We start from the raw sequence: 23,719 nt of genomic DNA, 5'->3' as shown, positions 1-23,719 counted from the left end.
CGACTTCGTACCTAGATCAGGACTCCGTGGGCTCCAGCGTGGCTGGTTCGACGTTGATTCGGAGGCGATACGTACTGTCGGTCGATCCGGTATCGGGCCGCGTCGGGTCCAGTGGGGAATAGCCACTTGTGAACGACGCGACGAGTTCTTCGCGGGCGGAGAGGTCGATGCCGAGCTGGTCGGCGAGGTAGACGATCCGCTTGGTCGCAGCGCCGTTGTCGAGGCGTTCGAGGTACTCGCCGACAGTGAGCCAGTCGCAACCCCGTTCGTCGGCAGTACGCATCGCGGTCGCAAGTTCCCGAAGGCCTCCACAGAACTCGGGGTGGTCCGCACAGTCGACCAGCGTCTTCTCCAGGTCGCTGACCTGAACGGTCGTGCCCTCGATGGATGTCGGCTCAAAGCCGAAGAACTTCCGCTCGGTGACTGTCGTGACGCGGTACGGGACACCGTGGATCTCTCGGCTTTGCGCTCGGGTCGGCGTGACGACGTACACCGTCCGGGGGACCTGTTCAGTCAGCCCGTGGTGGCTGAGGGCGCTGTAGTAGCCGATGTACATCGGCTCGGCGACGTGGGCAGCGATGAGGTACTCGTGGGTTGTGTACACGGCCTCTTCTCCGGCTGTGAGTGGAATGATGAGATACGTGCCCGGGAAGAGCCGGTCGAGCCAGCCCTTCTCGGTGAGCCGGGAGGCGATCTCGCGGGCGGTGTTTGGGGGGACCTCTAGCGTCGTCTCGATGTCGTCGGCGGAGATGATTTGGTGACCCGCGCCAGCGAGTCGTGCAAGGAGTCGACTTTCTCGAGTCGAGAGACCTTGACGTATACTTTCCGATTGTTCTATGGTATCCATACCTGCGTTTCTTGCATAGAATATAAACACGGGCCTAGTTTAGCCTTGCGACTACCGCGGAAGGCGGCGACAAGCAGACTTAACCAACAAAATCGGGGGTGTGAAACCGTGTGTTGGTTAAGGATTCAAGCGCCGTCTTCGAGACGTCGGTGGGCGTCCGCCCCGGCTCCGTCGCCCGGCCGCGTGAGAAGGCTCACCTCCTCCAGGAGGTCTCTCGCGGTCTCGACTCGCTCTCGATCCGCCTCGTCCAATCGGTCGACGTCGAGTTGATTGAGATTGCTGAGTATACGATGCATCCGGTACCCTTGTTTGACCTCTTGCTCCATCGGAAGCGCCTCACCGCTCGCCGGCGCGGAAAGACTCAACGTTGCGTCTATTAACAGCAATAATAGATCGCTTTCTCAGTTCGTGTAGGGCCCCAAGGTTCCTGTCGGTTCTAGTCTGGCCACTAACTTCGACTGGTCGAAGCGAATTCAACACTTCGGACTTGACAGTATAATTACTTCGAGGGTAGATGTATAGGCGTATGTCTAACCAAGACTGCAATTGCACCGACCCTTCGGTTGGCGAGAGTGACGCACAGACCCCCGCAACGGACAGTTGGATCGAAGCACGACCGGTGAAGACCGCAGAATTCCCGACCCCCGTCGCAGACAACATAAGCCGGTTCTTCGGCGCCTCGATCGACACGTTCGACGACATGGTCGCGGCGATCCGCACAGTGGTCGAGGGGGACGGGATTGCTATCGACGAACTCTGTCACGTCGACGGCGAGACCCCGCACTACGCGAAGACGGCGGACGAAACCTACTACTTCCGGTGTTTCTACGACGGGATCGCGCTCGCGCATCTCGTGGATGAACCCGTCGAAATCCGGACTGAAACTCCCACGGAGGAGCCGATCGAGATCCAGATGTCACCCGCGGACGGTGTCGACGTCACGCCGCCAGACGCGGTCATGTCCTTCGGGGTGACCACTGAGAGCGACGTACCCGCTGACGAGACGCCTTCCGCGCCCGATGTCTACGGCGCTGTCTGTCCGTACGTGAAGGCGTTCTACACTCGCGAGGACTACGAGCGCTGGGCGGAAGACGTGGCGGCCACCACGGTCGGTATTCCCCTCGACGCCGGCGTCCCTATTGCCGCCGCACTGACGGCATCCGCTCCGTCGGAGGGTGCCCAATGAGTCTGGAGAGTATCGCGCTCGTCGGCTCCCAGGCCGTGCTCGGACTCGTGGGCGTGGCCGTCGGCGGTGCGAAGGTCACCCATCAGGAGGATCAGATCGAAGACTTCCAGCGATTCGGATATCCACAGTGGTTCCGAATCCTCACCGGTCTTATCGAGATTGGCGCCGGTCTCGCGTTGCTCGCGGGCCTGGTGTGGCTCTCCGAGTTCACCGTGGCGGGTGGGCTTCTCCTGAGTAGCGTGATGGTGGGCGCAGTGGCCACGCACATCCGTACTGGCGACCCACTATCGAAAACTGCGGTGCCAGCGGTCCTCTTCGCCTTCACAGCGGGGCTGCTCATAATCCGTGACGTGACGATCCCGCTGTAACGTTACCTCTCCTTACTCTGGCCAGTAGCGAGTTCCGTCTCGTCGATTTCTTCGGCCCACCTGAGCAGTGGTTCCAGACGTTCTCCCAGTTCTTCACCGGTCTCTGTGAGTTCGTATTCGACCCGTGGCGGGATTTCGTCGTATTGCTCACGGGAGAGGATGCCGGCGTCGACGAGTTCCTCGAGTCGCGTCGAGAGCGTGGAGCTGCTCACCTCCTCGAACGTCGCTTCGATGTCGCCGTAGCGGGCCGGGCCGATCGCGTCGACCACGCAGACGAGTTGCATCGCGTACCGGCGGCTGAGGAGGTCCATCACACCACCCAGTGGACAGAGGCAGTCGTGTCCGGGAGACGACGAGTCGGCCGTTTCAGTCGCTGAGTCGGGGGTTTCTGCCATAGCTTTCGTTCACCAGACCTTATCCAATACTTCGGAGTTGACAGTATAAATAGTTCCGCATTCAAAGTAAGCACGCACTATGAGTCAGAACAACTCCAAGCGCGAGGTCGCGTGCACGCTCACCGAGGAACAAGAAGCGGAACGGCGGGAGGACGTTCGGGCTCGCCTCGTCGATCACTACCTCGGGTACGAGGAACACGAGAACGGCGTGGTCGTTCGCTTCGACGGAACGGACGAGTCACTCGAAGCACTCGCTAAGTTCACGTCGAACGAGTTGCAGTGCTGTGCGTTCGCCGAATACGAAATCGCCGTCTCGCCCCCGTACGAGGAAACGGTTCTGACCGTCACTGGACCCGACGGGATGGCGGAGATGTTCCAAGACGGGTTCGCCGACCGGCTGGACGTCGAATCAGACTGACTCACTCCCTTCGGTCGAACCACTTGGCGAGCCCGGCACTCGTCGTCATCTCGACCACGCCGAAGACGACCGCGGGAAGCGACGCGATCGTCGGGAGGCCGGCCGCGATCACAAGTGCGGCCGCAACTGCGAAATCGCGCATCCCGACGGAGAGAACTGACGCGATACGAGTGGCTCGCTCCGCACGGTGACTCACGAGAAAGCCCACGCCGTATCCGAGCCCATTCAGGACCACTACGCCTGCAATGACACTTCCCAGGAGTCCCAGGTTCGAGCGGATGACTGCGGCGTTCGCGGCGGTTACACCGCCGATGATCAGGACCACCATCGTGGCGGAGACGCCCGGGTAATGAGCGTCGTACGCGCCGACGCGCTCGGGCCACCGTGCTCGCAGACCGACGGCAAGTAACATGGGCGCAACGACCGCTACGACGAGCTGTTCGACGATCGGCAGCGTCGGAACGGTCACGCCCCCAGCGAGCACGGTGACGACTGCGGGAACGAACCCGAGACTCCCGACGCCGATGACAACCAGGGCCGTCGTCGAGAGCGCTGTATCGCCGCCTGCAAGTTCGGTCATCACCGGCGTCACGAGTTCCGGCGTCACGGCTCCGAGAACGACGAACCCCACAGTCAGCTCGGGCGATAGCCCGAGGCCTCGTGCGATGCCGAACGCCAAAACGGGCATCACTGCGTGACCCAGCAGGACGAGCGCGACCGCCCGGCCGCCGATCTGGCTGAACTGCTCAACGGAGAGCGTCAACGAGATGCTCCCGATCATCACCGCAAGAATGACCGTCGAGAAGCCGGTCACGACGGCAAGGTCCGTGACGGTGAGCCCGAGGGCGACCGAGAGCAGAATCCACACGAGGAGGTAGTCTTCGACGAGGGCCGAAAGCGATTGAAGTCGTCCGTAGAATGGTGCCATCGACGTTATCCCGTGGTGACGCAACACTCTATGGGTAGGAAACCCGATCGATTCGTAACCGGACTCAAACGGTGCCCGTCGAGAGATGTGTTAGGGGGTCGGCGGGCGGTTATGTGTACCGGCGTACCTCCGGCGTGTCGAAGGCGATCAGGACGAGTGCGGCCGAGAGGACGCCGACATTCTGCCACGTCGGGCCGGCCGTTCCAGCGGCGACGACCATGATCGGCACCGTGACAAGCGCCGCAATTCGCGCGGATCTGTCGATGAGGAACAGCGCCGCCGCGCCGAGTTCGAGTGCGCCGACGATCGGGATGAGGATGGATGGTGCCGGTAGGCCGAGTGACTCGAAAAACCGGACCGATGTTCCGTAGGTGAGGAACTTGCTCGCGCCGGGGGCCAGCAGGAGCCCCGCCATTCCGTACCGGAGGAGTGGCCGAAGGTGCTGTCCGATGGCGAGGTCAGTTTCCTCAGTCTCGTGGCTCATCGGTCAATTCTGGGGGCGACTATGTTCCGTCAGTGCCTCGCGGATTTCAGAGAGCGTGCCGTTCGTGGTGTGTTCCTTGACCCATACTCGGTGGGTGTCGTCCCGGCGCGCTTTCTCCTTGATATGCTCGGCGACCTTCGCTGTCGCAAACTGTTCTTTTGCGCTTTGCGAGGAGTTACAGACCGGACAGTCTTCCTCGACGGCACCACTCATGCGTAGTGCTCCTGGAGATATTCGACGATGTCGTCGGATTCGTACATCGTCACGTCGCGCTCGCGATCGACGAGGAACGGGATCTGATCCTCGCCGCCCAGCGCTCGGAGGTGGTCGTGGGTCTGTTCGTTGCGCGTTTCGCCGGCGGCAGAGCGGGGGTTGTGGATGACGTGCGAGACGCCGAGTTCGGTCAGCGCCTCGCGGACCTTCGCTGAGTATCCACACCCTTCTGCCTGGTAGAGTTCTAACATGGTTGCGTGACTGGAGGGCTATGTAGTCAGCGGGCTCAGGCGTGGGCGTGAACTCGGTCGTGGATGGTCTCAGTGATGGCCTCGAGGTCGATGTCGCCCCTATGCTCGTCTTTGTCCCAGACGAGGTCGTCGTCGACCTGGATTTTGAACACGCCGCCGTGTCCGGGTTGCAGTCGAACGCCATCGAGATCCTGCCCGAACTCGTCAAGTAGCGTTTCCTGCGTTTCCACCGCGTGATCACGGAGCCCGCACGGGACGCAGTATTCGATGTTGACTTCCGTCATTGCAGTTCGACCAACGGCCGCCCCGCAGATAAGTATCAGGTATATGTTACGAAACGACGTTTCATACGCGAAACCGTGGTTTCGTTTGTATACAACATATCGAAGAGATACTCCTTTCAATCCAGCCGTTCGAGATACGTCTATGAGTGATTCGGGCGGAGTCCCAGAAGACGAGTGCCTGGCGGTCTGGTGCGCGGGCGATGACTGGTGTGCAGTCACGTGTGCGATGGACATCATCGGCAAGAAGTGGCACCCCGTCATCGTTCACCGGCTCCTGCAACACGGAGCGTTACGGTTCAACGAGCTCAGCGAGGAAGTCGGTGGCATCACGAACAAAATGCTCTCACAGAGCCTCAAGGACTTAGAAGAGAAGGAACTCGTCGACAGGGAGGTCGTGAGCGAAAAACCCGTCGCCGTCGAGTATTCGCTCACTGAACGTGGTCAGTCCTTAGAGCCAGTCATCGACTCACTCGAGGAGTGGGGGAAGACGTATCTCCGGCCCACAGAAGATCAAGATCAATCTGTTTGCTGAGCCAAATCTCATTTACAGAGCTGACTGATGAGACGCTAGTAGTGATTTCGATTAACCAACGTACTCGTCACTTCTTGGCTGTGTTGGTTAATCGATGCTTCCAGCTCTGCGCTACTCGAGACTGGGGCCGTAGCGAGCCGAGCCACACACCCGGCACTCCCAGATCGGTTGTCCCGTCCACGCCTCATCCGGGACCGACTCTTGGGTCTTGAACCGATGGTCGGTCGCCCGTCCACAGGTTTGGCAGTCGAGTTCCTGCGTCGTCGGTACCGACGGCACCTGGCGATCAGCCGCAGCTTCGTCAGCGGATTCGGTCAGCGCCATCGCTGGAAGCAGCCACACCGCGTCGTCGGCGTCGTCGAGGACCGCGTCGAGACGCGACGCGTCCCGGATGCCGTCCCCACGCTGGTCGTAAAATCGCGTCGGAACCTGCTCCTGTCGCTCCGACGCTCGCTGCCCGTGCCACCCAGCCCGGTCACGGGCGGCACTGAGAAGCCGCTCTCCCTCCTCTGACGCCACCTGTACCGCGTCGGGGAGTGAGGGCCATTGCTCGGTCAGCTGGCGCGCCGGCGTCTCGTCAAGATCGTAGATGAGCGTGGAGTCCTTGACGGCCGGCCCCGCCTGGTTGGCAGAGAGGAGGGTCGCCGCGGCGCCGCCCTTCGCGACGGCACCGTAGAACGTGGTCGAATCGACGACCAGGTGGACGATGCCGAGGACCGTCGTCGACGCTGACTCGTCCGTGCTAGCGGCGTCACTTCCGAGATGATTGCTGAGACAGAACCGGCATTTAGTCTGGACGTCTGGGACTGACGCCCCACAGGACCGGCACTCGCCGCCGACGGCGGTTGGCTCGTCGGGGTAGCCTCCCGTGTTCGTTGCAACCCGGTGTCGCCGAAGGTCACTGTCACATCCTGTGGTGAGCTTCTCGTCCGGAATGTGTGACGCCTCGCCGGTCGGCCGCAGGTCCTCGAAATCTCGATAGCGATCACGCATCGATTGGTGCGTGGTTTGTTCCGGATACGTACTTCAACGTCAGGACCAGTAGTTCGCTCCGTCTCCCGTTTGAGTATGGGCGATAAACTACGCCATATAAACATCTTATTTTCATAAGCAAGTAGATGGGAGTAGCAACTGGGGGTCCCTATGAGCAGTAACGACATCAAGCACGTTCAAACGGAACTGACCGAAGACGAATACGAACGCTTCTGGAAGTTCGCAAGCGAACACGGCCTCTCGCTGAAAGAAGTCGGCCACGAGGCACTCATCGAGTGAATCCAACGACCTTGAGGACGAGCCCCTTCTAGCTTCGGCAGTGACGGATGCTCACGACCAGGTCGATCTCGTCGACGAGTGGCACGGTAGTGACGAATCGGTCAGGCTCGTCGATGATCCGTCCACTCAGCCTGGCACACATAGTTGACCCGTTGACACACCGATCGGGACGGTCGCAGCCGAGCATTTCTGTCCTGCCCCCCGGACCATTTTTGTTCGCCATTCCCGACGAACTCGAGATTAGTTCGCCCATATAGGCGAACATATTACGAACCACAACACTCATCCGAGTTCGGTGGGAAAGCCGAACCAACGCCTGGTTCGGTACTGGAGGCGAATAAATGCCCAAGAATCAAGCCAACGCCGTGTTCGTGGCCGTCATCGGGGACATCCGGGGGTCTCGGGAGCTCACGAATCGGAACGAAGCACAGCGGGAGTTCAAGCAGGTGGTCAACTCCCTGAACGACGAGCTCCCGGACAGCTCCATCGCCTCCCAGTTCACCGTCACGACGGGCGACGAGTTCCAGGTGCTCCTGAGAGACGCGACCGATGCCGTCGAAGCGGTGGTCTCGGTGAGCGATCAGTTCCACCCGGCTCGACTCCGGTTCGGCATCGGACTCGGGGCGCTGGAGACGCAGCTGAACCCGAAGCAGGCGATCGGGATGGATGGACCATGTTTCCACCGGGCACGAGAGGCGATCGAAGCGGCCGAGGACGCGGGGGCGTGGGTCCGCGTCGATGGCTGGTCGAGCGAGCTGATCACGCACGTCAACGCGATGTTCGACCTGGTGCAATGTGTCCGTGAAGATTGGACGGATCGGCAGGCCGAGTTCGCGCGAGCCCTCAAGGAGGAAGGCACCCAGAAACGCGTCGTTGAGCGCTTCGGCGTCTCGAAATCCACGGTGAGTGAATCTCTGAGTGCGGGGCACGTCCAGGAGGTACGGAACGCCGAGACCTCGCTGGGGGAGCGGCTCCAGACGGCGCTCGACGAGGAACGAGTATGAGCGGGTGGCTGACCGGGCTTGGCCCGGCGGGGACCGCACTGGCGCTGCTCGTGCTGGGCCACGTCCTCGGTGACTTCGTGTTCCAGACCGACGCTCTGGCGATGGCCAAACACCGCCTCCGGCCGCTACTCACCCACTGGGGTATCGTCTGTCTCGTCCACGCGGCCGTATTCGCACCGCTGTTAACCGTCCAGTCAGTGGTGGTCGTCGCCGTAATCGGGTTGCTTCATCTCCCAATCGACGCCGTCTCGGCACAGCTCCGCGAGCGCAGCGGCGGATCAGCACTTCTGTTTCTCGGTGACCAGCTAGCCCATCTTCTGGTCATCCTCGCTGGGTGGGCGTTGCTTGCTCCCGGTGTCTGGCGCCTCACACCGCTGCTGACCGGGATTCGTGGCGTGACGCAGCTCCCCTGGGCGACGGTGACCACGGGAGCGGTGTACCTCGCGGTGTTCGTGTTCGCCCACGAGGGCGGGAACGCCATCGTCCGTGGCGTGCTCCCGGATGCGGATCCGATCCCCGGCTCGGAGGACGAACTGGAGGTGGGGTCGCTCATCGGAAGCCTCGAACGGTGGATTATCCTCTTCCTCGGCGTGGCCGGGCTGTGGGGCGCGGTGGGGCTCGTCGTGGCCGCGAAGTCGATCGCCCGCTTCGAGGAACTGAAGAAACAGCCCTTTGCGGAGTACTTCCTCGTCGGGACCCTCACCAGCATACTCGTCGCCATCGCGCTCGTCGGGCTGGTGTCGGTCCTCGTTTGACGGGCGGATTAACTCTTACAGGCTAAGTCTCCGTCCTCAAGGAGCGACCAACGGGAGCGAGTAGGGCGGGGATACAGCCGTGCGCTCTCTGATTTTCCGAATGTTCAAGTGATGAACAACCCACAAACCAGTAGTGGTTGAGGAGACGTTCAAGTACGCTGCAACGCCGGACTCCGAGCAGACAGCCGCCGCTGCGTGGAGCGATATTCAGATATGCCGGGAAGTGTACAACCACGCTCTCACCCAAGAATACCGTCCCCGACCCGGCTACGATAAACCATCCTATACAGAAATGCAGAATAAACTCACCGGCCCCAACGGATGGAAACAACGGTGGCCAGAGTGGAAGGACGTGTATTCCAAGTGCCTACAAATGGCTATCCGGCGCATCAAACAAAGCGAAAGCGTCCTTGAATCACTCCAAGCCCGAAGCTACGATGTTGGCCGATTGAAGTGGAAGCCCCCGCGAGAGTTCCGTAGCATCGTGTACAACCAGTCCGGTTTCGACGTGGATCATAACACGGACCGGGCTGGGCACGCGGTCGTGAACTTCTCCAAAATCGGTGACTTCCACCTCAACTACCACCGCCCACTTCCCGAAGACGGAGACATTACACAAGTCATCCTGAAGAAAAAGAAAACCGGTGCCTGGACTGTCAGCATCGTCGTCGAGCACGACCCGGAATACCCGGACAAACCGGCTGTCAAGGATATTGACCCGGCAGATACAGTCGGGATTGATCTCGGCATCACGAAGTTCATTCACGACTCAGACGGTCACTCGTTCGAATCACTTGACGAGCAGCGTGACCGTGACCGCATTGAACGCCGTCACCGTGATCTCTCCCGGAAAACATACGGCTCGAACAACTGGGAGCAAGCCCGGCAGAAACTCGCTCAGGCATATGAACGGTTACGCAACCGTCGTGAAGACTACCGAGAGAAACTCGCCCACGAATACACAACGAGGTACGACGCAGTCTTCCTTGAAGACCTGGACGTGAAAGCGATGACAGAAGATGCTAGGAACAGTCGGAACGTCGCGGCGATGTCGTGGCGGCAAACGATTCAGGCATTCAAACGCCACGGGAAGAAAAACGGGTGTTACGTCATCGAGGTACCACCAGAAGGCACGACGAAACGCTGCTCTCAATGTGGGTGTGAGACAGATAAACCACTTTGGGTGCGTGAACACTCGTGTCCCTCATGTGGGTTCGAAGCTGACAGAGACTACAACGCAGCCTTAGAAATCAAACGTCTCGGGTTGGAGAAACTTGGAGTTGAAGTACATACGATGACAGTAGGTCAGGGCATAGCCGAATCAACGCCTGCGGAGACTGCGCTCCCTAGGGATACTGAGGCACCAACCGATGATGTGTCTCCAAAGCGCGTCGTAGAAACAGGAAGCCCCTGCCTCAAGGATCCGCCGAAGGCGACGAGTAGGCAGGGGTAGTTCACTTGCAGGGTCGGGGTCGAAGCCGTTCGCGAACAGCGGATCGATGTGGGTGACCGAACGATGCGCTAATGCCGCCTCACGGCGGGTTTGATGCGCTATTCAGCTGGTCGACGTTGTCGTCTTCGTACGCTGCCCGCCACATTGTGTGGACGGCACGCGTCACGAGTGAGACCTCGGTTACGTCGATACAGGACGGCTCGGCGGCCGTCGTCGCGGCCTCGGGCGGCGGGTGGAAATGGATCTCGGGGGAGTGTGTATTCGGGTGGCGTTCGAAGCGCCAGTTGACGTCGTCGCTATCGACGTAGTGAAACGAATACATTCCGAGTTCGCTCCACTGGATATCGAGCCGGGCGCTCTTGGCGTCGCCGAGCCCATCGCTGAGACTGATCTGCAGTTCCGTGGGGGCGACGACGTCATCGTACGCCGTGGCGTCGACGAGCGGTTCGAGTTCGAGCCACAGGTCACGAATCCGCTGGAGCGCCGGAAGATAGATCGGCCCGAACTCGCCGGCGCGGTCGGTACCGTTCATACGGCGAGTTGGTGGCTGGCCTCGTCGTAGGCGAGCGCGGCTTGTGCGACGGCGAGATTCTGCCGCGTCGTTCGCCACGCCGACAGGTCGTCCCAGCCGTCCGTCTCGTCGGCGTCAAGTTGCTGGGCGAGTTCCTCCGGAGACACCACGTCGTAGCGGTCCTCGTAGCGCCGAATTTCGGCCTTCATGTCTTGGATACTGTCGAGCAACTCCGGCCGAGTGGCCTCCTCACGGAGCTCACGGATCCGGGACATCAAGATCCGGTCGCTGTTTCGCTTGTACAGCGTTGTTTGGCCGTCCTGTTCCGTTTCGGCGAACCCGGTGTTCACGAGCGTCTTGCAGTGGCGACGTGCCGTCGGCTCGCTCACGAGGGCCCGGTCAGCGATCTCGGCCGCCGACTGCCCGTCGTGAGTCTGTTCGACGATTTCGTACACCCGTTCGAATGGCGTGGTATCCTCTTTCCAGTCTACTTTGACTTGCTCGTTGACGTCGTCCCACGTCTCGGTCATACTGGGTCCTACGCAGCCGAGAAACAAATAATTTCCTGAGAAATATATCTAACGGCAGTATTTGTACAGGGGCATCGTCAGACTACTTGTTCCTCTAGCGTCTCGTGATGCGTCCGGACAGTCGTTGGCGTGACGTTTCCGCTCTCCGCGACATCAGTTGCGTCACCCACTGTCTCTGTTCTTGCCCCGCTTTGTAGAGGCAGGCCGCGGCGAACCCGGCCGGATGGACGCCCGTCGTCACGCCGCACTTCTCGGCCTGCTCTGCGAGCGTTCGGGCCCGCTGTCGGATCTCGTCCGGACACTCGAGGTCTGAGGCGAGTCGCGGCACGAACATACTGTGGGAGACGGGCTCAGCGGGGAGGCTAAGCTCTTCGTTCAGCGTTTTGTACGCGTTCGTGACCCGTGACTCCGCGACGCGGGCCATCTCGCTGATGTCATCCACTAACCACGACAGGCCGTTACACCGGCAGGCACCGTAGACGCTGGCCGCGGCGATGGCCTCGATGGATCTGCCTCGAAGCAGATCCTCGTTCTGGGCGCTCCGGAAGAGCTGACACGCCTGGTCGCGAACCGAATCGGAGAGCTCGAGGGCACTCGCCAACCGACGCACTTCGCCCAACCCGTGTGCGATATTCCGTTTCGCTTTCGAGCGCCAGCGACCACGGGTCTGCTCACGACGCATCCGTGCGAGTCGCCGTCGCTTCTGCCCAGAGATCTCGTTCCCCTTGGCATCGGTGCCGCGACCGATCTCCGTCGACAGGCCGCGGTCGTGGCGAGCCGCAGTGAGTGGAGCGCCCGTTCGTTCGCACTCCTCGTCGTCGTACGCCCGCCACTCCGGCCCGTGATCGATACGCTGTTCGTCGATGACCAGGCCACAGTCCTCGCAGACCGTTTCGACCGCGTTCGTGGTGACCCAGCCGTCGCACTCGGGACACTGGTCCGCGATCGACTCCACTCGGCCGTCGTCGATGTCCGTGTCGTAGCTGTCGCTAGTTCCCATCGTTGTTTCTGAGGGAATTCGCCAGTACTGCGAGCCCCTCACCCATTGAGGGGCAAAAAGAAACTACTCAAAATGGCTGTACCACACTGAATAGAAACTCTGCGGAGTGGCCTTGATGATGTTTAGAACAGTTCTATCTAGGACTAACGGAGTTCCACACGTAACTTACCTGAAGAACTGTCTTACCTGTGGGAAGGGATCTCGACTGATGTGCTCTCTGGAGGCTAAGATATCCAGGACCGCAGCCGCCACGTAGATCCCTGTTGTGAATAATGCGCCAACAACGCCCAACTGCAGCACAAGCAAGTAGGTCTCCTCTGTCAAACCAAATGAACCGGATATCGCACCACCGAATGCCGCAATAATAAGACCGAGTGAAAACATAATTCCGGACTGTGTCGCTCTAGCGATATCACGCCACAGACTTCCTGGGTCATAATAAGGCAGCTTCTCGTAAGCGATCTCCTTCGCTAAATCCCTCGGAACCATTTCCGGTTCAATCTCATCAAAATCTATCGAATCATCAAACAACTCGTTATAAGAAACACTGCCACCTTCCTCATTCTCCCTCGGATACCACCACAGTTTTACATCACCATCATTGAAACGACGAATCTCATCCGCATCTACCAAATCATCTAGATTCTGTCCAATAGTAGCCGGGTCTACCTCTGGAAACTCTGGAGCCACCATCCGCCGAGTGACAGCTGGAACCTTTCTATGCTTCTCAACAGCTACCTGTTTCAACTCTTCAAGATCCACTTTCCTCGCAGGATGCGAATATGAGTCACTATCCCCTGTCATAATCAAATCTTGTTACTCCAATATTCGGAGCAACTAGGAATAGATTCGGGGATACATAATAATCTGAATACAATACAGACGCAAACAAATACTGTCTTGGAACAATGGCAGGAAACCCACTGGTATCAGGAACAGCAGCCTCAGTAGCCATCGGAGCAGGCTCAATTCTAACATCGATATTTATCCCCGCAGTGCCGATAGGGGACAGAATCATCCTCTTCTTTCTCGGCCTGCTCTTTTTCATCGCAGGACTGCTCTTCTCACAGGCATAAACACTCTATTTTTGGAGCCCCCGAAAACAAGAGAAGAAACATAAGGAGCCACAGAGAACGGGCCGACAAAATCCATAGACTGGAGATTGAGATAGCGAATCAGAAAGGTTCGTTAGAGGCCTTCAGAAAGCAGTTAACAGCACATCTATGAATCGCTATCCTGCGTGGTGAAATCCGAAAAATCTGTATCAAAATCAACTTTCTATCGAGTAATGATGTATCAACTGTTATCTTTGTTACCCATTTATCTGTGTTTGGTTTTACCATATCCCAACATACTCTATGACTTCTCAGATGAACTCCTGTAAGTCACATATATGGCTTTCTTGGAGGGTATACTGGGAGAATATGCTTTGAACGAGTCCTCGAAATCGGTGTTAAATCGACCTGTTCGATGTTCCCTAGCACCTGCCTGGGTTTTCCTAATCTCCTCTATCGATGTGTTCCTCCAAGTCCTCATCTTCACTCAGTGGTCTTGGGATAGGCAAGATGTTATCAATCTATTTTTTGAATTTCTAGTAATGATCTCGGATAAGTTGGGGCAGGCGGATGTGGATCCTGAGAAGGATTATCATTTGAAGGGGGATATTCGTCGAGTACTGGAAGGCTTAGAATCGGATTTGGATTGTTCGGATATGGTTGAGGAAGAGTTAGAGGCCTTGCCCAGTGATCACCCGGTCTTTGATTTGATAGAGGCGGTTGATGTCTGGGAGAGTTCCGGTCACGAAGACTTTGAAAATGGGATCCGGATCGCATTAACTGCTCTTGATGATCTCCACGAACTGGCGCTGGAGAACGAGTGGTATAGCGTGGCCAGTTATTCGTTGTTGAAATCTATAGAGTATAGGGAAGATCTTAGCGGATTCGATCCTACAACTGAATTCGGCGAAGTGCTTGATTTTCTTCACACCCGTTTCTACGGTGAGAGCGATGTTCTCCTCGGGGAATTCCGGACTTATGTACAGAAAATGCTGGAGAACTTGGACGCGATGGACAACGATGGTATTAGTTCTCTTCTGGATCTCGTTGAAGATTGGGCGACCCAGCAACGGAAAAACAAGAACTACACCTCAGAACGGGACTTTCTCGAATACCAGATAACAATTAAAAATCAGTTGGAGGAGGACATTTCCTCCGAACAGTCCCGGATGATTGAGTCGTACGAAGACGAGTTCGAGCAGAAGAGATCTGCGAAAAGTGCGATAAAAGCAAGTATCCTGGAGAGAGCAGTTGCAACCTGCCAATCCTACCTGCCTGATGAAAAAGAGAACAGTTGGCGGCTCAAGATCCGTAAACTGAACAAAGAGGGTATTAAGCAAATGCCTCGAAGAGAAGAAGAAATCGATATCAGCGAAGACGTCTTCAGGATCGTCGATCAGTTCAAACAAGCAAAAAAAGAGAGTAGTTCTTGGGAGGCACTCGCTATGCTGCTCTATTCGCCGGTCGGGCAAGGAGATTTTGAGAAGGCCTTAGAAATAGCGGAAGAGCATCCTGCTGCCAATATGTTTCCGAGGCATGTGATTTCTGGAGAAGGTGATTCTGTTGGGTCTGAACCTGGATTCGGCCAAGAAGGAGAGAAAGCACCGTCAAGTTACATTCCCGGTATGGAGGTATCCAACTATGTATTAGCTGTAGCTCTCCATCAGTTGATTGACGAGAACAAGTTATTCGAAGCAGATTTCTATAATGTTCTCTCACTCATTCCTGGCGTATCAATCCAAGACGAGGCCTTCCTTACAGACGCACTGATCAACCTTTTCGAGGGAAGATACGCTGAATCAATTCACATTGCCATACCCCGATTAGAAAGCATCACCGCAAATTTATACCAAGAAGTGGGAAAGGCCGTAACCAAGAACCAAGGTACAGTCTACGAGCAGAAAGGGCTTGGAGGCCTTTTCGATTAATCGAGGAAGACATCGACCTCAACTTCGGAAAGTATCTACAATATCGATATACCAACACCTCTGGACACAACCTTCGGAACAAGGTCGCGCACGGACAGCTCAAATACTCGGAAGCCAATTTCACACAGGTCTCCACTATTATATTCGACATACTCCGTGTAGGTGCTAGAATCAACGCTGAGTACCGTGAAGTCTAACGACTAGGACCTAGGATGGAATAGACAGACTTGCCAGATCTGACTTTTTCCATATTCTCTATTCGCATTTGTGTAGCTGAATCCGCTCTGGTAATTTGAGGTTGTGGCTGCGCGCGCAGCGACCGCAGGGAGCGAGCACGGAGCGGAGGGTGGGGCGGTGGGGCTTGGGTCGGTCCGGCACCCAGCAAAAAAAGAAGACTGCGTCAGCTCGCTATGCTTCCCACCAACGGCCGCGCTCTGGGAAGTGGATGGTCGTCCAGCCGGTGACGGCCACGGAGACACGCCCCTCGTACCAGTTCCGGGCGGCCCCGTGAATGCGCACGCGTTCACCCTCGGCGATCCACGGCGCGTCCGAGGCCTTCCAGATGGTGACCCGGGTTTGGCCACTGTCGTCGGCAATGAGTCCGACCTGAGCGATGCTTGGATGGGATGGATCCCAGAGGGTCTCAACACGCCCGTCGATGCTCACTTCCTTGCGATCGACGTCCTCGAGCTTCCCGATTGGAACTACCTGTCCCGGCGCCGTCTGTAACTCCTCGAACACCCGCACGACCGCACTTGTTATGTCTGTGCCGTCGACGACCGCTTCGGTCAGGCGTCGACTGACCGCCGCACGCGACCAGCCGTCCAACCGCGTCGCGAGTCGGTCCCCCTCCGTGTTCACCGTCGCCAGTTCATCTTGAGAGAGCTCCGCCCGGGGGTCATCCCGTTCGGGGTCGGCCATCGGGTCCACGCTCGCGGCCCGCTTCTGGAACTCCCGCTGGCGCTGCGTGCTCCCTAGCGCGACGACCTCCCGCGTGCGCTGCTCGCGCCCCTCCTGCGTTCCCAGCTCGGCCTGGATACTGATGCGCTCCAGTTCGGCTTCCCGCGCCCGAATGCGCTCTTCCTGTTCGAGGGTGACGCCGTGAATCCGGTCCTCGCTCGTGTCCGCGATTCCATCCGGGTGGTTCGCATCGACCTTGGCCTGCGTCTCCTGCTCGACCGTGGCCTCGAACTCCGGCGTCTCATCGACGACCGGGAAGCCGTCTTCATCGACCGCCTGACCGCCCGCTTTCTCGAATGCCTGTTCATCGACCGTAACGACCTTTCCGCTAGCGTTGTTACTAGACATTGGTATTTCTCCAAGGTACCACTGAAGGCGCTCACGCGCCGGCTCCCGCGACCCTACCCGCGGGATTTCTCACGAACCCACACTTTCTAGCCACGGCGTCGACCATTCGTCACCGACTGACGCCGTCCCCGAGGTGTCCGCGCCGCGCCTTCACGCCGGACTCTGTCCGGCGCGGCGCGGCACCGACGGCTCCCCACACAGACGAGTGCGGGGGTGAACCTCGAGGTGAGCGCGCGGTCACCGCCGTATACCCAGCCGGTCACCGCGGGTCGGCGCCGCGCCGTCCGTCGCCAGACGCAACGCGCGGCGCCGAGACGGCACGGCCGGGGGGTATACGGTGGTGAACGGCCTCGCATACGGCCACATCGAGGGACGCAGAGGGCGAGCACCGCGGGACCCGTGCGGGGCCGGACCCGCGCGAGCCTGTCCCGTCCGTCGTCAGACGCAACGGAAACGCCTCGCGCGGCACGCCCGCCCCGTGCGGCACGCCCGCGGCAGCGCAGCCCGTCGCGAACGAGTTCGAGCGCATACCCGGCAGGCCGCGCAGCCGGTCCCGAGGAACGCCCGGACCCGCGGCATAACGGGGTGAGCACGGCGAACCCCCGTTAGCCGCGGCAGCCCGGTGGTAAATCGGGACGAGGGCGATAGCCCGAGCGGCGAGCAGCCCGACCCGGACCGCGCAGGCGGCCACGTCTGAACCGCCGTCCGTCGGCGCGACCGCATCGAGGGAGCGCCGACGCAACGGCCGGTGAAGATGCAGTCGTCCGGCCCCGGTCGAAACCCGGTCGCGGGCCGAGGGCTCGCAGGCCCGCTCGCGGGTGAGTCCGGTATCGGGCGACTGCACTCGGCCCGACCCGGCCCCGCGACCGTGCCCCGTCCGTCGCCAGACGCAACGGAAGCGCGAAAGCCCGGGCTCGGCAGGAACGGTCTGCCGGCCGGAGCGCGCGCAACCCGAGGAGTCACCCCCGAACGTACGGGATTCACACACCGGGAAATCGATCCGGCTGCATCAGGATCTATTAGAAATTAGCGTCACAGCTGCACGATTCGGAAACGCGCTCATTGATTGTGAGCGACGCGGAGGGCGGCAGCGGCGAGCGGGGCGGGCCGTCACGGACACACCTGTCCAGCTGGCTACGTCGCTCGGCCAGCCAGTCACCGTCCTGGCGGACTCAGAACGGGCGAGGACGCCTCAGCCGTTCCCCGACCCCTCAAGCACCGCAGGCACGAGGCGCGCAGCGGCGTTCTCGTGAGCAAAGCGAACGAGGGCCAGCGAGACGTAGTCTCGCGCGGTCGCGGGACGTCGAGCAACGGGAGAGCAACGCTCTCCCGAGCTAACGGGCGGCTTCGCCGCCCGTGAACGGTCGAAGGCTTTCGAGTGTCCTCTCCCACCGAATCAGCCTAGCACTCAGTCAGCTGTCGCCGGCGACCAGGTCCTCGATGAACCGGAAGCCGTTCACGAACGTCACCGAGTCCCCGTAGCCCTCGCTCGCGAGGACGGTTTCGGCCCCCTCACCGGCCGCGATATCGGTCGTGTAGATGTACACCTCGGTCGCCGTCCCCGCGCTGAGATACTGGGCAGCGAGGGCGGCGAGGGCGGCGTCGGCCCGCTCGACCTCGTCGGCAGGGCGGTCATCGGCGTTCGCGATGTACCGCTGGACGCCGTCCATCGCCCGGGAGACGACAGGCTCGGAGAACTCGAGCGGCGCCGCGACCGTCGCCCAGCCCTCGTCGATCGCGGCGTCGACCGGCACGTCCTCGACATCGGGATCGTCGACGGTCAGCTCCTCGTACACCCGTTCGGGCAGGACGAAGGTGATGTCGTTCCGGCGAGCGAACCGCCGAACGGCCTGGTACCGACTGTTCGACGGCTGTCCCATCGCGACAAACAGACCGGCGTCGGCGATGTGGAGCCGCCTCACGCGTCGTCAGCCGCGTCGCCGTCGATGTCCAACTCGTCGAGTCCTGCCCCTGCCTCCTCGATGTCGTAGTGCTCGTGGACGATGGGCCGGAGCGCCTGGAGGATCATCTCCGCAGCCAGCGGCGAGATGTCGAGGTCCTCCGCCATCAGCCGGTGGGTCACCTCGCCGCGTTCACGGGCGACGGCGTAGGTGAGCGCGGTCGCGAGGCCGGCGACGCCGTGGCGGTCGATGTAGGTGTCGATGTCGGCGTCCGTCTCGCGGCGGCCGACGGCGTCGATCAGCGCCGGCGTGATCGTGTACTCACGGTCGCCTGCGGCGGTCGTCACGGTCAGATCGATCTCTCGGGCGGCGTACCGGCGGGGCTGGTCGTCGTCGGTGACGTCGACGACGCCGGCGTCGACGAGCCGGTTGACGTAGCTGTAGGCAGTGCCCTGGGCGAGCTCGAGGTCGTCCATCACGTCCTGGACGGTCGCCTCGCCCTCCCGAGCGAGATACGCGTACAGCTGGGCGAGCTGTGGCTCCTCGAGGAGGTCAGCGACCGAGAGGAAATCTTGGACGATGTCGCCGTCGGCGCGGTTTGAGGTGCGTGACACGATTCGGTCTTGATTACAGTTTACAGCGAATCAGTAAAGAGTGTTGGGGTCACTCCGCCGGCGTCGCGACGAGATATTCCTCGAGGTCGCGCGTCCAGTACGTCGCGAGGCCACCCGGACTACAGCGGGCGCACAACTGCAACGGGCCTTCCAAATGCCCCAGTTCGACCCGGAACCGGGTGAGTGCCGCGAGCGTGTCGACGACTAGCCCGCAGCCGTCACAGGCGACGTGATCGCGCTCGTCGGGATCCGGCTCCGTCTGAATCGCGCAGTCGACACAGATCTGAGAACCGCCGTCTGATACCCTCGTTCTCAGCTGGTTTTGTCCCGTTCGGAAGTCGATTCAAAACGGCGGGCACCGCGTACCATCCGGATGGCGATAGCTGCGATGGCGACCACAAACACGAGCCAGTACCACTCGCTGTCAGCTGCCGATGACCGGAGTTCCAGAATACCGACACAGATCGTCAAAGCGGCAACATAGAGCGCGTTGGTGCCGACGAAGTCAGCCAGCCCCTCTTCGTCCGTAACCGTCTCAGGATCGTATCCAGCGATCAGATCCATCACGCCGACGTACTTGATCAGGATACCGAGAATACCAATGAAAATACCGGCTCCGATCGCAGTTACTGCTTGTTCAGTCATTGGTTCTGAACCCCGTCCGCCTACCGAGTCGGTTGATGCCCAACCGACTGAGATATCCGACGGTGAATCCGAAGGTGCCGATGATGAGGGTGGCGACGCCGAGTATCCCCAGTCCGACCGGATCGAAGAGGAACATAATTTTCTCGCTGATCGAGTGACTCGAAAAGCCCAAAATCGCCCAGTCGGCCCGAAAGCCAATGTAGGCGGCAAACAGGTTGAGCCACGCGACGAGCAGTCCACTCCGTCGAGCACCGACGCCGATGGCGACGACGAATCCGACGAGCGTCGCCGCTGCCGGCAAGACAATCACACCACCAGACACCCGGAAGACCCCGAGCGCGTACGCACCGAACGTTCCAATGAGGACCGAGAGAGCAAGGAGACCCTTGAGTGCCCACAGAAACCGACTGCGTCGATGACCGACGAGTACTGCCCGGAGGGCTGAGCCCGTACTCAGATCCAAATCCATTGTTGAGCAATTATGAACTAACACGAACCGTTCGGTCAAGTGGCGTTCACAGCTTTCTCGGTCACGTTCATATACACCACTCCGGAGAGGCAGCCGACCGGGATGGTTATCCACCACGTGAGAATAAACGCGAGCGCGACGAGACTCACCGAGAACTCAACAGCTTCTATGGGAGTGGCACCGCTCGCCGAAAATACAGATCCGACGGTAAGTACTCCTCCGATGAGGACGAGCGATACGAGATACGTTGCTATTGCTCCTCCCCCACCGGCGATGATTCCGGTAATTGAGGACGATGCTGGCGATAACCGCCAGCCGACGACGCCGAGGAAAAATGCCGAAGGCACGACGATCGGGAGCGCGAGAGCGGGAAACAAGAAGCTTGAGATCCATTCACCGCTCGTCCCCCGTCCGGCGGAAACGCTCAGCACGATACCAAACAGCACGGTTGCGAAAACCGCTGCCGAAGCAGCTGCATATCCGGCGCCAATGTCGGGTCGGTCAGCTTTGGGGAGGCGGCCGGGGCCGTATTGTTTACAAGCCGTTCGAAGCGTTATCGGAGGGGAGGGCAACATATTCGGACTTCAGCATAATTCGAGGTGGAGCCTCCGACCTCACGGAGCGAGTGTCGCGAACGAGTCGGTCGGAGAGGAACCCGACAACGGACGACGTAACCGCACGACAATAGCTGCCCGACTCCCGAAGCTATAAGAACCGTCGAGTAATAATCTGAAATATGGAGGTGCGTCGAACTGCGCCGGTCAAACTCGTTGTTCCCGATGAGCGGCGCGACGACCTCCACGAATCTGCGCGACAGTTCCTCTACTGTGCGAATCGTGCTGCCGAGTTCTGTTGGGACGCCGACTCCCACACGAACTGCATCACTGCGAACTCGACTGCGCGAGACGCACTCTACGCGGAGCTGCGGGACGAAACTGATCTCACTGCCAACCTCGTTCAAGAGGCCATCCGACGCGCCGTCCACGCGACGAAAGGGTGCGTCGAACGGTGGAAACAGGGCAAGCGGGTGAGCCAACCGGAGTTCACCTCGTGGAGCATGGTCTACGATAAGCGAAGCGCCACGTTCTACCGGAACAACGTCTCGCTCTCAACCGTCAACGGGCGTGTTGAGTGCGACTTTGAACTCCCGGCGGACAGCCCAACACCCTACGAACAGTACGTTCTTTCGGAGGAGTACGAGTTCCGAGCGAGCACGCTGCAATACGACGAGGTGACTGACGAGTTCTACTTCCACATTACAACCCGGAAGTATGATGACGACGAGTCCGAGGTTTCAGCAGATACCGAGCACCAAACAGTCCTCGGTATCGACCTCGGCGTCAACAGCCTCGCCGTTTCCTCAACCGGTCGCTTCTGGCAGGGAGACGACTACGACCACTGGTGCCGCGAGTTCGAGAAGCGGCGTGGTGAGATGCAACAGCGCGGCACGCAAGCCGCACACAACGCCCTGCTTCGTCTCGGAAAGCGTGAAGAAGCGTGGCGGAAACAGTACATCCACACGGTTGCCAACGAGATCGTCACGGAAGCCGTCGAACACGACTGCGACGTGATCGTGTTCGAGGAGTTGACCGACATTCGAGAGCGGCTTCCGGACGCGAAGTGGCACCATATTTGGGCGTTCCGACGTCTTATCGAGTACGTCGAGTACAAAGCGCCCGAACAGGGTGTCTCCGTGGAGGAGGTTGAGCCGAACCACACGTCCCAGCGCTGTTCTCGGACGGATTGTGGGTTCACGCACGAAGCGAACCGTCACGGAGAACACTTCGAGTGCCAGAAATGCGGCTACGAGGTGAACGCGGACTACAATGCAGCGAAGAATATCGGGCTCCGCTATGCCCGACAGCGGAAACACAGACTCCGTTCCTCGCCCAAGTCGGGGGGCGGAGACGCACTAGTAGACGTGCGTATAACTGGTGGGATAGTGAACGGCGAGGGTTACCAGCCTATTGCTGGGGACTGATTGCCGGGAGTCCACATCAAAGCCCTACCCTCAAGGACCGAGGCGCAGAGCGCCGAGGGAGTAGGGTAGCGTAGTTTACCGGAACAAGAAATAGTCTTTGGGGCCAATTTTTCGATCAGCAACCGCTCAATACACAAGCGCGATTTTACGGTTGATTCAACCGTACAAAACCGGAAGCACCGACCGTAGATTGTTCAGTACAGGGGGCGTACTTATCTGATCTCGTTAGATCATTCTGATTCGGACAAACCGGATTGAATCAGACCAAGTACACCGATGAACGTGCCAATAAATAATGTTCCAATCCCTACACTCGCAATTAGTCCTGTACTATTGAGGGCAAGGAACCCACCAAAAATGAGGAGTAACAACCCGAAATGGTACGTTACATTCATCGGATTAAACTGGTCCTGAACCAGACATTAACCTTCTGATGGTCACTTCGCAGACTAACTGTGCAGGTGATTCACAGTGTCATTGTCGAAATAAATAGGCTGGTTCCGCGTCTAAACAAGGCCCGATCCTCTGTACAAGAGCTAACGAGGAGGACTATTCTTTTCTAGCACGTAGAGGTGACTCAAGGCAACCTCTATGTCGTTGGAAGCTCGACCGGTGCCCGTACGTGTCCCCAAGTCGGTCCACTATCTTCGGTTCTGGAGTCCTCATCGTATTTATCGCAGCTGGAGCTTTGATTATCACTCAATTCCCTGTACTGTCGGTAGAAGGAATAGCCGTTCCAACACCCGTCATAGCCGGTTTCATCAGTGGAATCCTGCTTGTGCCATCGATTGTGACTCACTACCGATCCGGAGATGTCCGAGCGTCAATACGCTGGGTACTATTCGCGGTTGGTATCCCACTCTCGCTTACACAGCATTCACTTCTCACCTTACTCGGCGTCCTGGCTGTACTCCTCAGTCTTCTCCTCGCGTGGGACATTGACCACCATCTCTTCAAAGCTACTTCCCGGTCAGATTAGCCGACCAACGACCGATTCCGAGTGGTCTATGGGTGCCGCATCAGCCGTCGTCATCTGGCTCACTGTACTCACGATCATCGCACTCGTTCAAGACGAATGTTATCGACGCAAGAGAGGTTGCTCCCGCTTGGTGAGAGGTTAACCGATGAGGGTGGCGACAGGTAAAGATGGTCTATCTACGACGCTTTCGAACGGTCTTCGTAGAGCGCTATGGGCCGCGATTTTGTGGGATGAGGGATATGAGGCGCTGAGTTCGATCTTACTCAAAAACAGCACGAAGCTGCTGAGTCGCCGGTCAATAATATCTGCTGAACACCGGGATAACGTTTCTTTAACACGCTTTATGTCGGGCGATGAAAGAAAACTACTATGGAACGAACTCGGTGGTGGTACGCTCTCGTAGGTGTT

At 59.1% G+C, this 23,719-nt stretch carries 30 protein-coding genes and 2 pseudogenes; 11 read left to right on the top strand and 21 right to left on the bottom strand.

The annotated features are described in order from the left end of the window. Nucleotides 1–16: 16 nt before the first annotated feature. Both BLV25_RS14970 and BLV25_RS14965 read right to left on the bottom strand, forming a co-directional pair. Nucleotides 17–847 carry a type IV toxin-antitoxin system AbiEi family antitoxin domain-containing protein gene (locus BLV25_RS14970; protein ID WP_092734834.1) on the bottom strand — a complete coding sequence of 277 codons (831 nt, stop codon included), beginning with the start codon at nt 845–847 and terminating at the stop codon, nt 17–19. 125 nt (nt 848–972) lie between these two features. Then, a complete protein-coding gene (locus tag BLV25_RS14965) occupies nt 973–1,173 on the bottom strand; it encodes a hypothetical protein (RefSeq protein ID WP_092734831.1) in 201 nt (66 codons plus the stop codon). A 293-nt stretch (nt 1,174–1,466) separates the two neighbouring features. Here BLV25_RS14965 and merB point away from each other — a divergent pair, with 293 nt between their 5' ends. Both merB and BLV25_RS14955 read left to right on the top strand, forming a co-directional pair. Then, nucleotides 1,467–2,033: an organomercurial lyase gene (gene merB / locus BLV25_RS14960; protein ID WP_176819509.1), complete on the top strand. Its 567-nt coding sequence runs from the start codon at nt 1,467–1,469 to the stop codon at nt 2,031–2,033. Continuing rightward, on the top strand, nt 2,030–2,401 hold the full coding sequence (locus BLV25_RS14955; RefSeq protein ID WP_092734825.1) for a DoxX family protein: 372 nt from the start codon (nt 2,030–2,032) through the stop codon (nt 2,399–2,401). The genes merB and BLV25_RS14955 overlap by 4 nt, the downstream gene beginning before the upstream one ends. Nucleotides 2,402–2,403: 2 nt before the next feature. Here the strand turns inward: BLV25_RS14955 and BLV25_RS14950 are convergent, their stop codons facing one another. After that, nucleotides 2,404–2,712 (bottom strand): winged helix-turn-helix transcriptional regulator, encoded by a 309-nt coding sequence (locus tag BLV25_RS14950; protein ID WP_092734880.1) that lies wholly within the window; start codon nt 2,710–2,712, stop codon nt 2,404–2,406. A gap of 163 nt (nt 2,713–2,875) precedes the next feature. On the opposite strand from BLV25_RS14950, the gene BLV25_RS14945 reads away from it, so the two are divergent. Beyond that, nucleotides 2,876–3,214, top strand: a complete 339-nt coding sequence (locus BLV25_RS14945) for a Zn-dependent oxidoreductase (protein ID WP_092734822.1) — start codon at nt 2,876–2,878, stop codon at nt 3,212–3,214. Nucleotide 3,215: 1 nt separating this feature from the next. Here BLV25_RS14945 and BLV25_RS14940 read toward each other — a convergent pair whose 3' ends face one another. From BLV25_RS14940 to BLV25_RS14925, 5 genes are all read right to left on the bottom strand, one after another. Continuing rightward, the gene (locus BLV25_RS14940) at nt 3,216–4,142 is read right to left on the bottom strand and encodes a bile acid:sodium symporter family protein (protein WP_092734819.1); all 927 of its coding nucleotides are present in this window, start codon (nt 4,140–4,142) and stop codon (nt 3,216–3,218) included. Nucleotides 4,143–4,251: 109 nt separating this feature from the next. After that, on the bottom strand, nt 4,252–4,626 hold the full coding sequence (locus tag BLV25_RS14935) for a DoxX family protein (protein ID WP_092734816.1): 375 nt from the start codon (nt 4,624–4,626) through the stop codon (nt 4,252–4,254). Between the two features lie 3 nt (nt 4,627–4,629). Next, entirely contained in the window at nt 4,630–4,839 is a 210-nt protein-coding gene (locus tag BLV25_RS17005) for a hypothetical protein (RefSeq protein WP_143114477.1), read from the bottom strand. After that, nucleotides 4,836–5,090, bottom strand: coding sequence for a glutathione S-transferase N-terminal domain-containing protein (locus tag BLV25_RS14930; RefSeq protein WP_092734812.1), 255 nt, complete (start codon nt 5,088–5,090; stop codon nt 4,836–4,838). The genes BLV25_RS17005 and BLV25_RS14930 overlap by 4 nt, the downstream gene beginning before the upstream one ends. Before the next feature lie 35 nt (nt 5,091–5,125). Continuing rightward, nucleotides 5,126–5,374, bottom strand: a complete 249-nt coding sequence (locus BLV25_RS14925; protein ID WP_092734809.1) for a SelT/SelW/SelH family protein — start codon at nt 5,372–5,374, stop codon at nt 5,126–5,128. A 142-nt stretch (nt 5,375–5,516) separates the two neighbouring features. Here BLV25_RS14925 and BLV25_RS14920 point away from each other — a divergent pair, with 142 nt between their 5' ends. Beyond that, entirely contained in the window at nt 5,517–5,906 is a 390-nt protein-coding gene (locus BLV25_RS14920; RefSeq protein WP_092734806.1) for a winged helix-turn-helix transcriptional regulator, read from the top strand. Between the two features lie 111 nt (nt 5,907–6,017). On the opposite strand, the gene BLV25_RS14915 is transcribed toward BLV25_RS14920, so the two are convergent. Beyond that, nucleotides 6,018–6,899, bottom strand: coding sequence for a biosurfactant protein 1 (locus BLV25_RS14915; protein ID WP_092734801.1), 882 nt, complete (start codon nt 6,897–6,899; stop codon nt 6,018–6,020). Nucleotides 6,900–7,049: 150 nt separating this feature from the next. Between BLV25_RS14915 and BLV25_RS18020 the strand changes: the two genes are divergently transcribed. From BLV25_RS18020 to BLV25_RS14895, 4 genes are all read left to right on the top strand, one after another. After that, nucleotides 7,050–7,178: a hypothetical protein gene (locus BLV25_RS18020; protein ID WP_256335750.1), complete on the top strand. Its 129-nt coding sequence runs from the start codon at nt 7,050–7,052 to the stop codon at nt 7,176–7,178. 341 nt (nt 7,179–7,519) lie between these two features. Further along, nucleotides 7,520–8,182: a SatD family protein gene (locus BLV25_RS14905; protein ID WP_092734798.1), complete on the top strand. Its 663-nt coding sequence runs from the start codon at nt 7,520–7,522 to the stop codon at nt 8,180–8,182. Then, nucleotides 8,179–8,937, top strand: a complete 759-nt coding sequence (locus tag BLV25_RS14900; RefSeq protein WP_092734795.1) for a DUF3307 domain-containing protein — start codon at nt 8,179–8,181, stop codon at nt 8,935–8,937. The genes BLV25_RS14905 and BLV25_RS14900 overlap by 4 nt, the downstream gene beginning before the upstream one ends. Nucleotides 8,938–9,070: 133 nt before the next feature. Beyond that, entirely contained in the window at nt 9,071–10,390 is a 1,320-nt protein-coding gene (locus BLV25_RS14895) for an RNA-guided endonuclease InsQ/TnpB family protein (RefSeq protein WP_092734792.1), read from the top strand. Nucleotides 10,391–10,469: 79 nt separating this feature from the next. On the opposite strand, the gene BLV25_RS14890 is transcribed toward BLV25_RS14895, so the two are convergent. The 5 genes and pseudogenes from BLV25_RS14890 to BLV25_RS17000 all read right to left on the bottom strand — a co-directional run bounded on the left by BLV25_RS14890 (nt 10,470) and on the right by BLV25_RS17000 (nt 13,479). After that, nucleotides 10,470–10,922, bottom strand: a complete 453-nt coding sequence (locus BLV25_RS14890) for a hypothetical protein (protein ID WP_092734789.1) — start codon at nt 10,920–10,922, stop codon at nt 10,470–10,472. Next, the gene (locus BLV25_RS14885; protein ID WP_092734786.1) at nt 10,919–11,431 is read right to left on the bottom strand and encodes a winged helix-turn-helix domain-containing protein; all 513 of its coding nucleotides are present in this window, start codon (nt 11,429–11,431) and stop codon (nt 10,919–10,921) included. Before BLV25_RS14885 ends, BLV25_RS14890 begins: the two co-directional genes overlap by 4 nt. A gap of 77 nt (nt 11,432–11,508) precedes the next feature. Further along, a pseudogene (locus tag BLV25_RS14880) lies at nt 11,509–12,431 on the bottom strand (transcription initiation factor IIB). Nucleotides 12,432–12,596: 165 nt separating this feature from the next. Further along, complete coding sequence (locus tag BLV25_RS14875) at nt 12,597–13,235, bottom strand: hypothetical protein (protein WP_143114476.1); 639 nt, start codon at nt 13,233–13,235, stop codon at nt 12,597–12,599. Continuing rightward, complete coding sequence (locus BLV25_RS17000) at nt 13,222–13,479, bottom strand: hypothetical protein (protein WP_143114475.1); 258 nt, start codon at nt 13,477–13,479, stop codon at nt 13,222–13,224. Before BLV25_RS17000 ends, BLV25_RS14875 begins: the two co-directional genes overlap by 14 nt. Nucleotides 13,480–14,028: 549 nt before the next feature. Here BLV25_RS17000 and BLV25_RS18015 point away from each other — a divergent pair. Together BLV25_RS18015 and BLV25_RS18185 are read left to right on the top strand one after the other, a co-directional pair. Further along, the gene (locus BLV25_RS18015) at nt 14,029–15,414 is read left to right on the top strand and encodes a hypothetical protein (RefSeq protein WP_256335749.1); all 1,386 of its coding nucleotides are present in this window, start codon (nt 14,029–14,031) and stop codon (nt 15,412–15,414) included. Continuing rightward, complete coding sequence (locus BLV25_RS18185) at nt 15,309–15,611, top strand: DUF4209 domain-containing protein (RefSeq protein WP_394327132.1); 303 nt, start codon at nt 15,309–15,311, stop codon at nt 15,609–15,611. Before BLV25_RS18015 ends, BLV25_RS18185 begins: the two co-directional genes overlap by 106 nt. Nucleotides 15,612–15,822: 211 nt before the next feature. Here BLV25_RS18185 and BLV25_RS14865 read toward each other — a convergent pair whose 3' ends face one another. The 7 genes and pseudogenes from BLV25_RS14865 to BLV25_RS14830 all read right to left on the bottom strand — a co-directional run bounded on the left by BLV25_RS14865 (nt 15,823) and on the right by BLV25_RS14830 (nt 20,926). Next, nucleotides 15,823–16,722, bottom strand: coding sequence for a DNA-binding protein (locus tag BLV25_RS14865; protein WP_092734776.1), 900 nt, complete (start codon nt 16,720–16,722; stop codon nt 15,823–15,825). 1,412 nt (nt 16,723–18,134) lie between these two features. Further along, nucleotides 18,135–18,644: a hypothetical protein gene (locus BLV25_RS14855; RefSeq protein ID WP_092734773.1), complete on the bottom strand. Its 510-nt coding sequence runs from the start codon at nt 18,642–18,644 to the stop codon at nt 18,135–18,137. Beyond that, nucleotides 18,641–19,237: a DUF7437 domain-containing protein gene (locus tag BLV25_RS14850; protein ID WP_092734770.1), complete on the bottom strand. Its 597-nt coding sequence runs from the start codon at nt 19,235–19,237 to the stop codon at nt 18,641–18,643. Before BLV25_RS14850 ends, BLV25_RS14855 begins: the two co-directional genes overlap by 4 nt. 49 nt (nt 19,238–19,286) lie before the next feature. Beyond that, a pseudogene (locus BLV25_RS14845) lies at nt 19,287–19,520 on the bottom strand (DUF7558 family protein); the annotation flags it as partial. Nucleotides 19,521–19,549: 29 nt separating this feature from the next. Further along, on the bottom strand, nt 19,550–19,882 hold the full coding sequence (locus tag BLV25_RS14840; RefSeq protein WP_092734767.1) for a DUF3784 domain-containing protein: 333 nt from the start codon (nt 19,880–19,882) through the stop codon (nt 19,550–19,552). After that, nucleotides 19,875–20,345: a hypothetical protein gene (locus tag BLV25_RS14835; RefSeq protein ID WP_143114474.1), complete on the bottom strand. Its 471-nt coding sequence runs from the start codon at nt 20,343–20,345 to the stop codon at nt 19,875–19,877. The genes BLV25_RS14840 and BLV25_RS14835 overlap by 8 nt, the downstream gene beginning before the upstream one ends. A gap of 41 nt (nt 20,346–20,386) precedes the next feature. After that, nucleotides 20,387–20,926 (bottom strand): hypothetical protein, encoded by a 540-nt coding sequence (locus BLV25_RS14830; RefSeq protein ID WP_092734761.1) that lies wholly within the window; start codon nt 20,924–20,926, stop codon nt 20,387–20,389. A 161-nt stretch (nt 20,927–21,087) separates the two neighbouring features. On the opposite strand from BLV25_RS14830, the gene BLV25_RS14825 reads away from it, so the two are divergent. After that, complete coding sequence (locus BLV25_RS14825) at nt 21,088–22,332, top strand: RNA-guided endonuclease InsQ/TnpB family protein (RefSeq protein WP_092734758.1); 1,245 nt, start codon at nt 21,088–21,090, stop codon at nt 22,330–22,332. Nucleotides 22,333–23,719: the final 1,387 nt, after the last annotated feature.

The sequence above is a fragment of the Halopenitus persicus genome, from assembly GCF_900107205.1.
Classification (GTDB): Archaea; Halobacteriota; Halobacteria; order Halobacteriales; family Haloferacaceae; genus Halopenitus; species Halopenitus persicus.
The sequence above is the reverse complement of the archived record's forward strand: the minus strand, read 5'-3'. Positions and strand labels throughout refer to the sequence as shown.

What these genes read in the sequence shown, in the direction of transcription:
- BLV25_RS14970 (WP_092734834.1), bottom strand. Translation starts at nt 847, where the DNA reads ATGGATACCATAGAACAATCGGAAAGTATACGTCAAGGTCTCTCGACT.
- BLV25_RS14965 (WP_092734831.1), bottom strand. Translation starts at nt 1,173, where the DNA reads ATGGAGCAAGAGGTCAAACAAGGGTACCGGATGCATCGTATACTCAGC.
- BLV25_RS14955 (WP_092734825.1), top strand. Translation starts at nt 2,030, where the DNA reads ATGAGTCTGGAGAGTATCGCGCTCGTCGGCTCCCAGGCCGTGCTCGGA.
- BLV25_RS14950 (WP_092734880.1), bottom strand. Translation starts at nt 2,712, where the DNA reads ATGGACCTCCTCAGCCGCCGGTACGCGATGCAACTCGTCTGCGTGGTC.
- BLV25_RS14945 (WP_092734822.1), top strand. Translation starts at nt 2,876, where the DNA reads ATGAGTCAGAACAACTCCAAGCGCGAGGTCGCGTGCACGCTCACCGAG.
- BLV25_RS14940 (WP_092734819.1), bottom strand. Translation starts at nt 4,142, where the DNA reads ATGGCACCATTCTACGGACGACTTCAATCGCTTTCGGCCCTCGTCGAA.
- BLV25_RS14935 (WP_092734816.1), bottom strand. Translation starts at nt 4,626, where the DNA reads ATGAGCCACGAGACTGAGGAAACTGACCTCGCCATCGGACAGCACCTT.
- BLV25_RS17005 (WP_143114477.1), bottom strand. Translation starts at nt 4,839, where the DNA reads ATGAGTGGTGCCGTCGAGGAAGACTGTCCGGTCTGTAACTCCTCGCAA.
- BLV25_RS14930 (WP_092734812.1), bottom strand. Translation starts at nt 5,090, where the DNA reads ATGTTAGAACTCTACCAGGCAGAAGGGTGTGGATACTCAGCGAAGGTC.
- BLV25_RS14925 (WP_092734809.1), bottom strand. Translation starts at nt 5,374, where the DNA reads ATGACGGAAGTCAACATCGAATACTGCGTCCCGTGCGGGCTCCGTGAT.
- BLV25_RS14920 (WP_092734806.1), top strand. Translation starts at nt 5,517, where the DNA reads ATGAGTGATTCGGGCGGAGTCCCAGAAGACGAGTGCCTGGCGGTCTGG.
- BLV25_RS14915 (WP_092734801.1), bottom strand. Translation starts at nt 6,899, where the DNA reads ATGCGTGATCGCTATCGAGATTTCGAGGACCTGCGGCCGACCGGCGAG.
- BLV25_RS18020 (WP_256335750.1), top strand. Translation starts at nt 7,050, where the DNA reads ATGAGCAGTAACGACATCAAGCACGTTCAAACGGAACTGACCGAAGAC.
- BLV25_RS14905 (WP_092734798.1), top strand. Translation starts at nt 7,520, where the DNA reads ATGCCCAAGAATCAAGCCAACGCCGTGTTCGTGGCCGTCATCGGGGAC.
- BLV25_RS14900 (WP_092734795.1), top strand. Translation starts at nt 8,179, where the DNA reads ATGAGCGGGTGGCTGACCGGGCTTGGCCCGGCGGGGACCGCACTGGCG.
- BLV25_RS14890 (WP_092734789.1), bottom strand. Translation starts at nt 10,922, where the DNA reads ATGAACGGTACCGACCGCGCCGGCGAGTTCGGGCCGATCTATCTTCCG.
- BLV25_RS14885 (WP_092734786.1), bottom strand. Translation starts at nt 11,431, where the DNA reads ATGACCGAGACGTGGGACGACGTCAACGAGCAAGTCAAAGTAGACTGG.
- BLV25_RS14875 (WP_143114476.1), bottom strand. Translation starts at nt 13,235, where the DNA reads ATGACAGGGGATAGTGACTCATATTCGCATCCTGCGAGGAAAGTGGAT.
- BLV25_RS17000 (WP_143114475.1), bottom strand. Translation starts at nt 13,479, where the DNA reads ATGAAAAAGAGCAGGCCGAGAAAGAAGAGGATGATTCTGTCCCCTATC.
- BLV25_RS18015 (WP_256335749.1), top strand. Translation starts at nt 14,029, where the DNA reads ATGATCTCGGATAAGTTGGGGCAGGCGGATGTGGATCCTGAGAAGGAT.
- BLV25_RS14865 (WP_092734776.1), bottom strand. Translation starts at nt 16,722, where the DNA reads ATGTCTAGTAACAACGCTAGCGGAAAGGTCGTTACGGTCGATGAACAG.
- BLV25_RS14840 (WP_092734767.1), bottom strand. Translation starts at nt 19,882, where the DNA reads ATGACTGAACAAGCAGTAACTGCGATCGGAGCCGGTATTTTCATTGGT.
- BLV25_RS14830 (WP_092734761.1), bottom strand. Translation starts at nt 20,926, where the DNA reads ATGTTGCCCTCCCCTCCGATAACGCTTCGAACGGCTTGTAAACAATAC.
- BLV25_RS14825 (WP_092734758.1), top strand. Translation starts at nt 21,088, where the DNA reads ATGGAGGTGCGTCGAACTGCGCCGGTCAAACTCGTTGTTCCCGATGAG.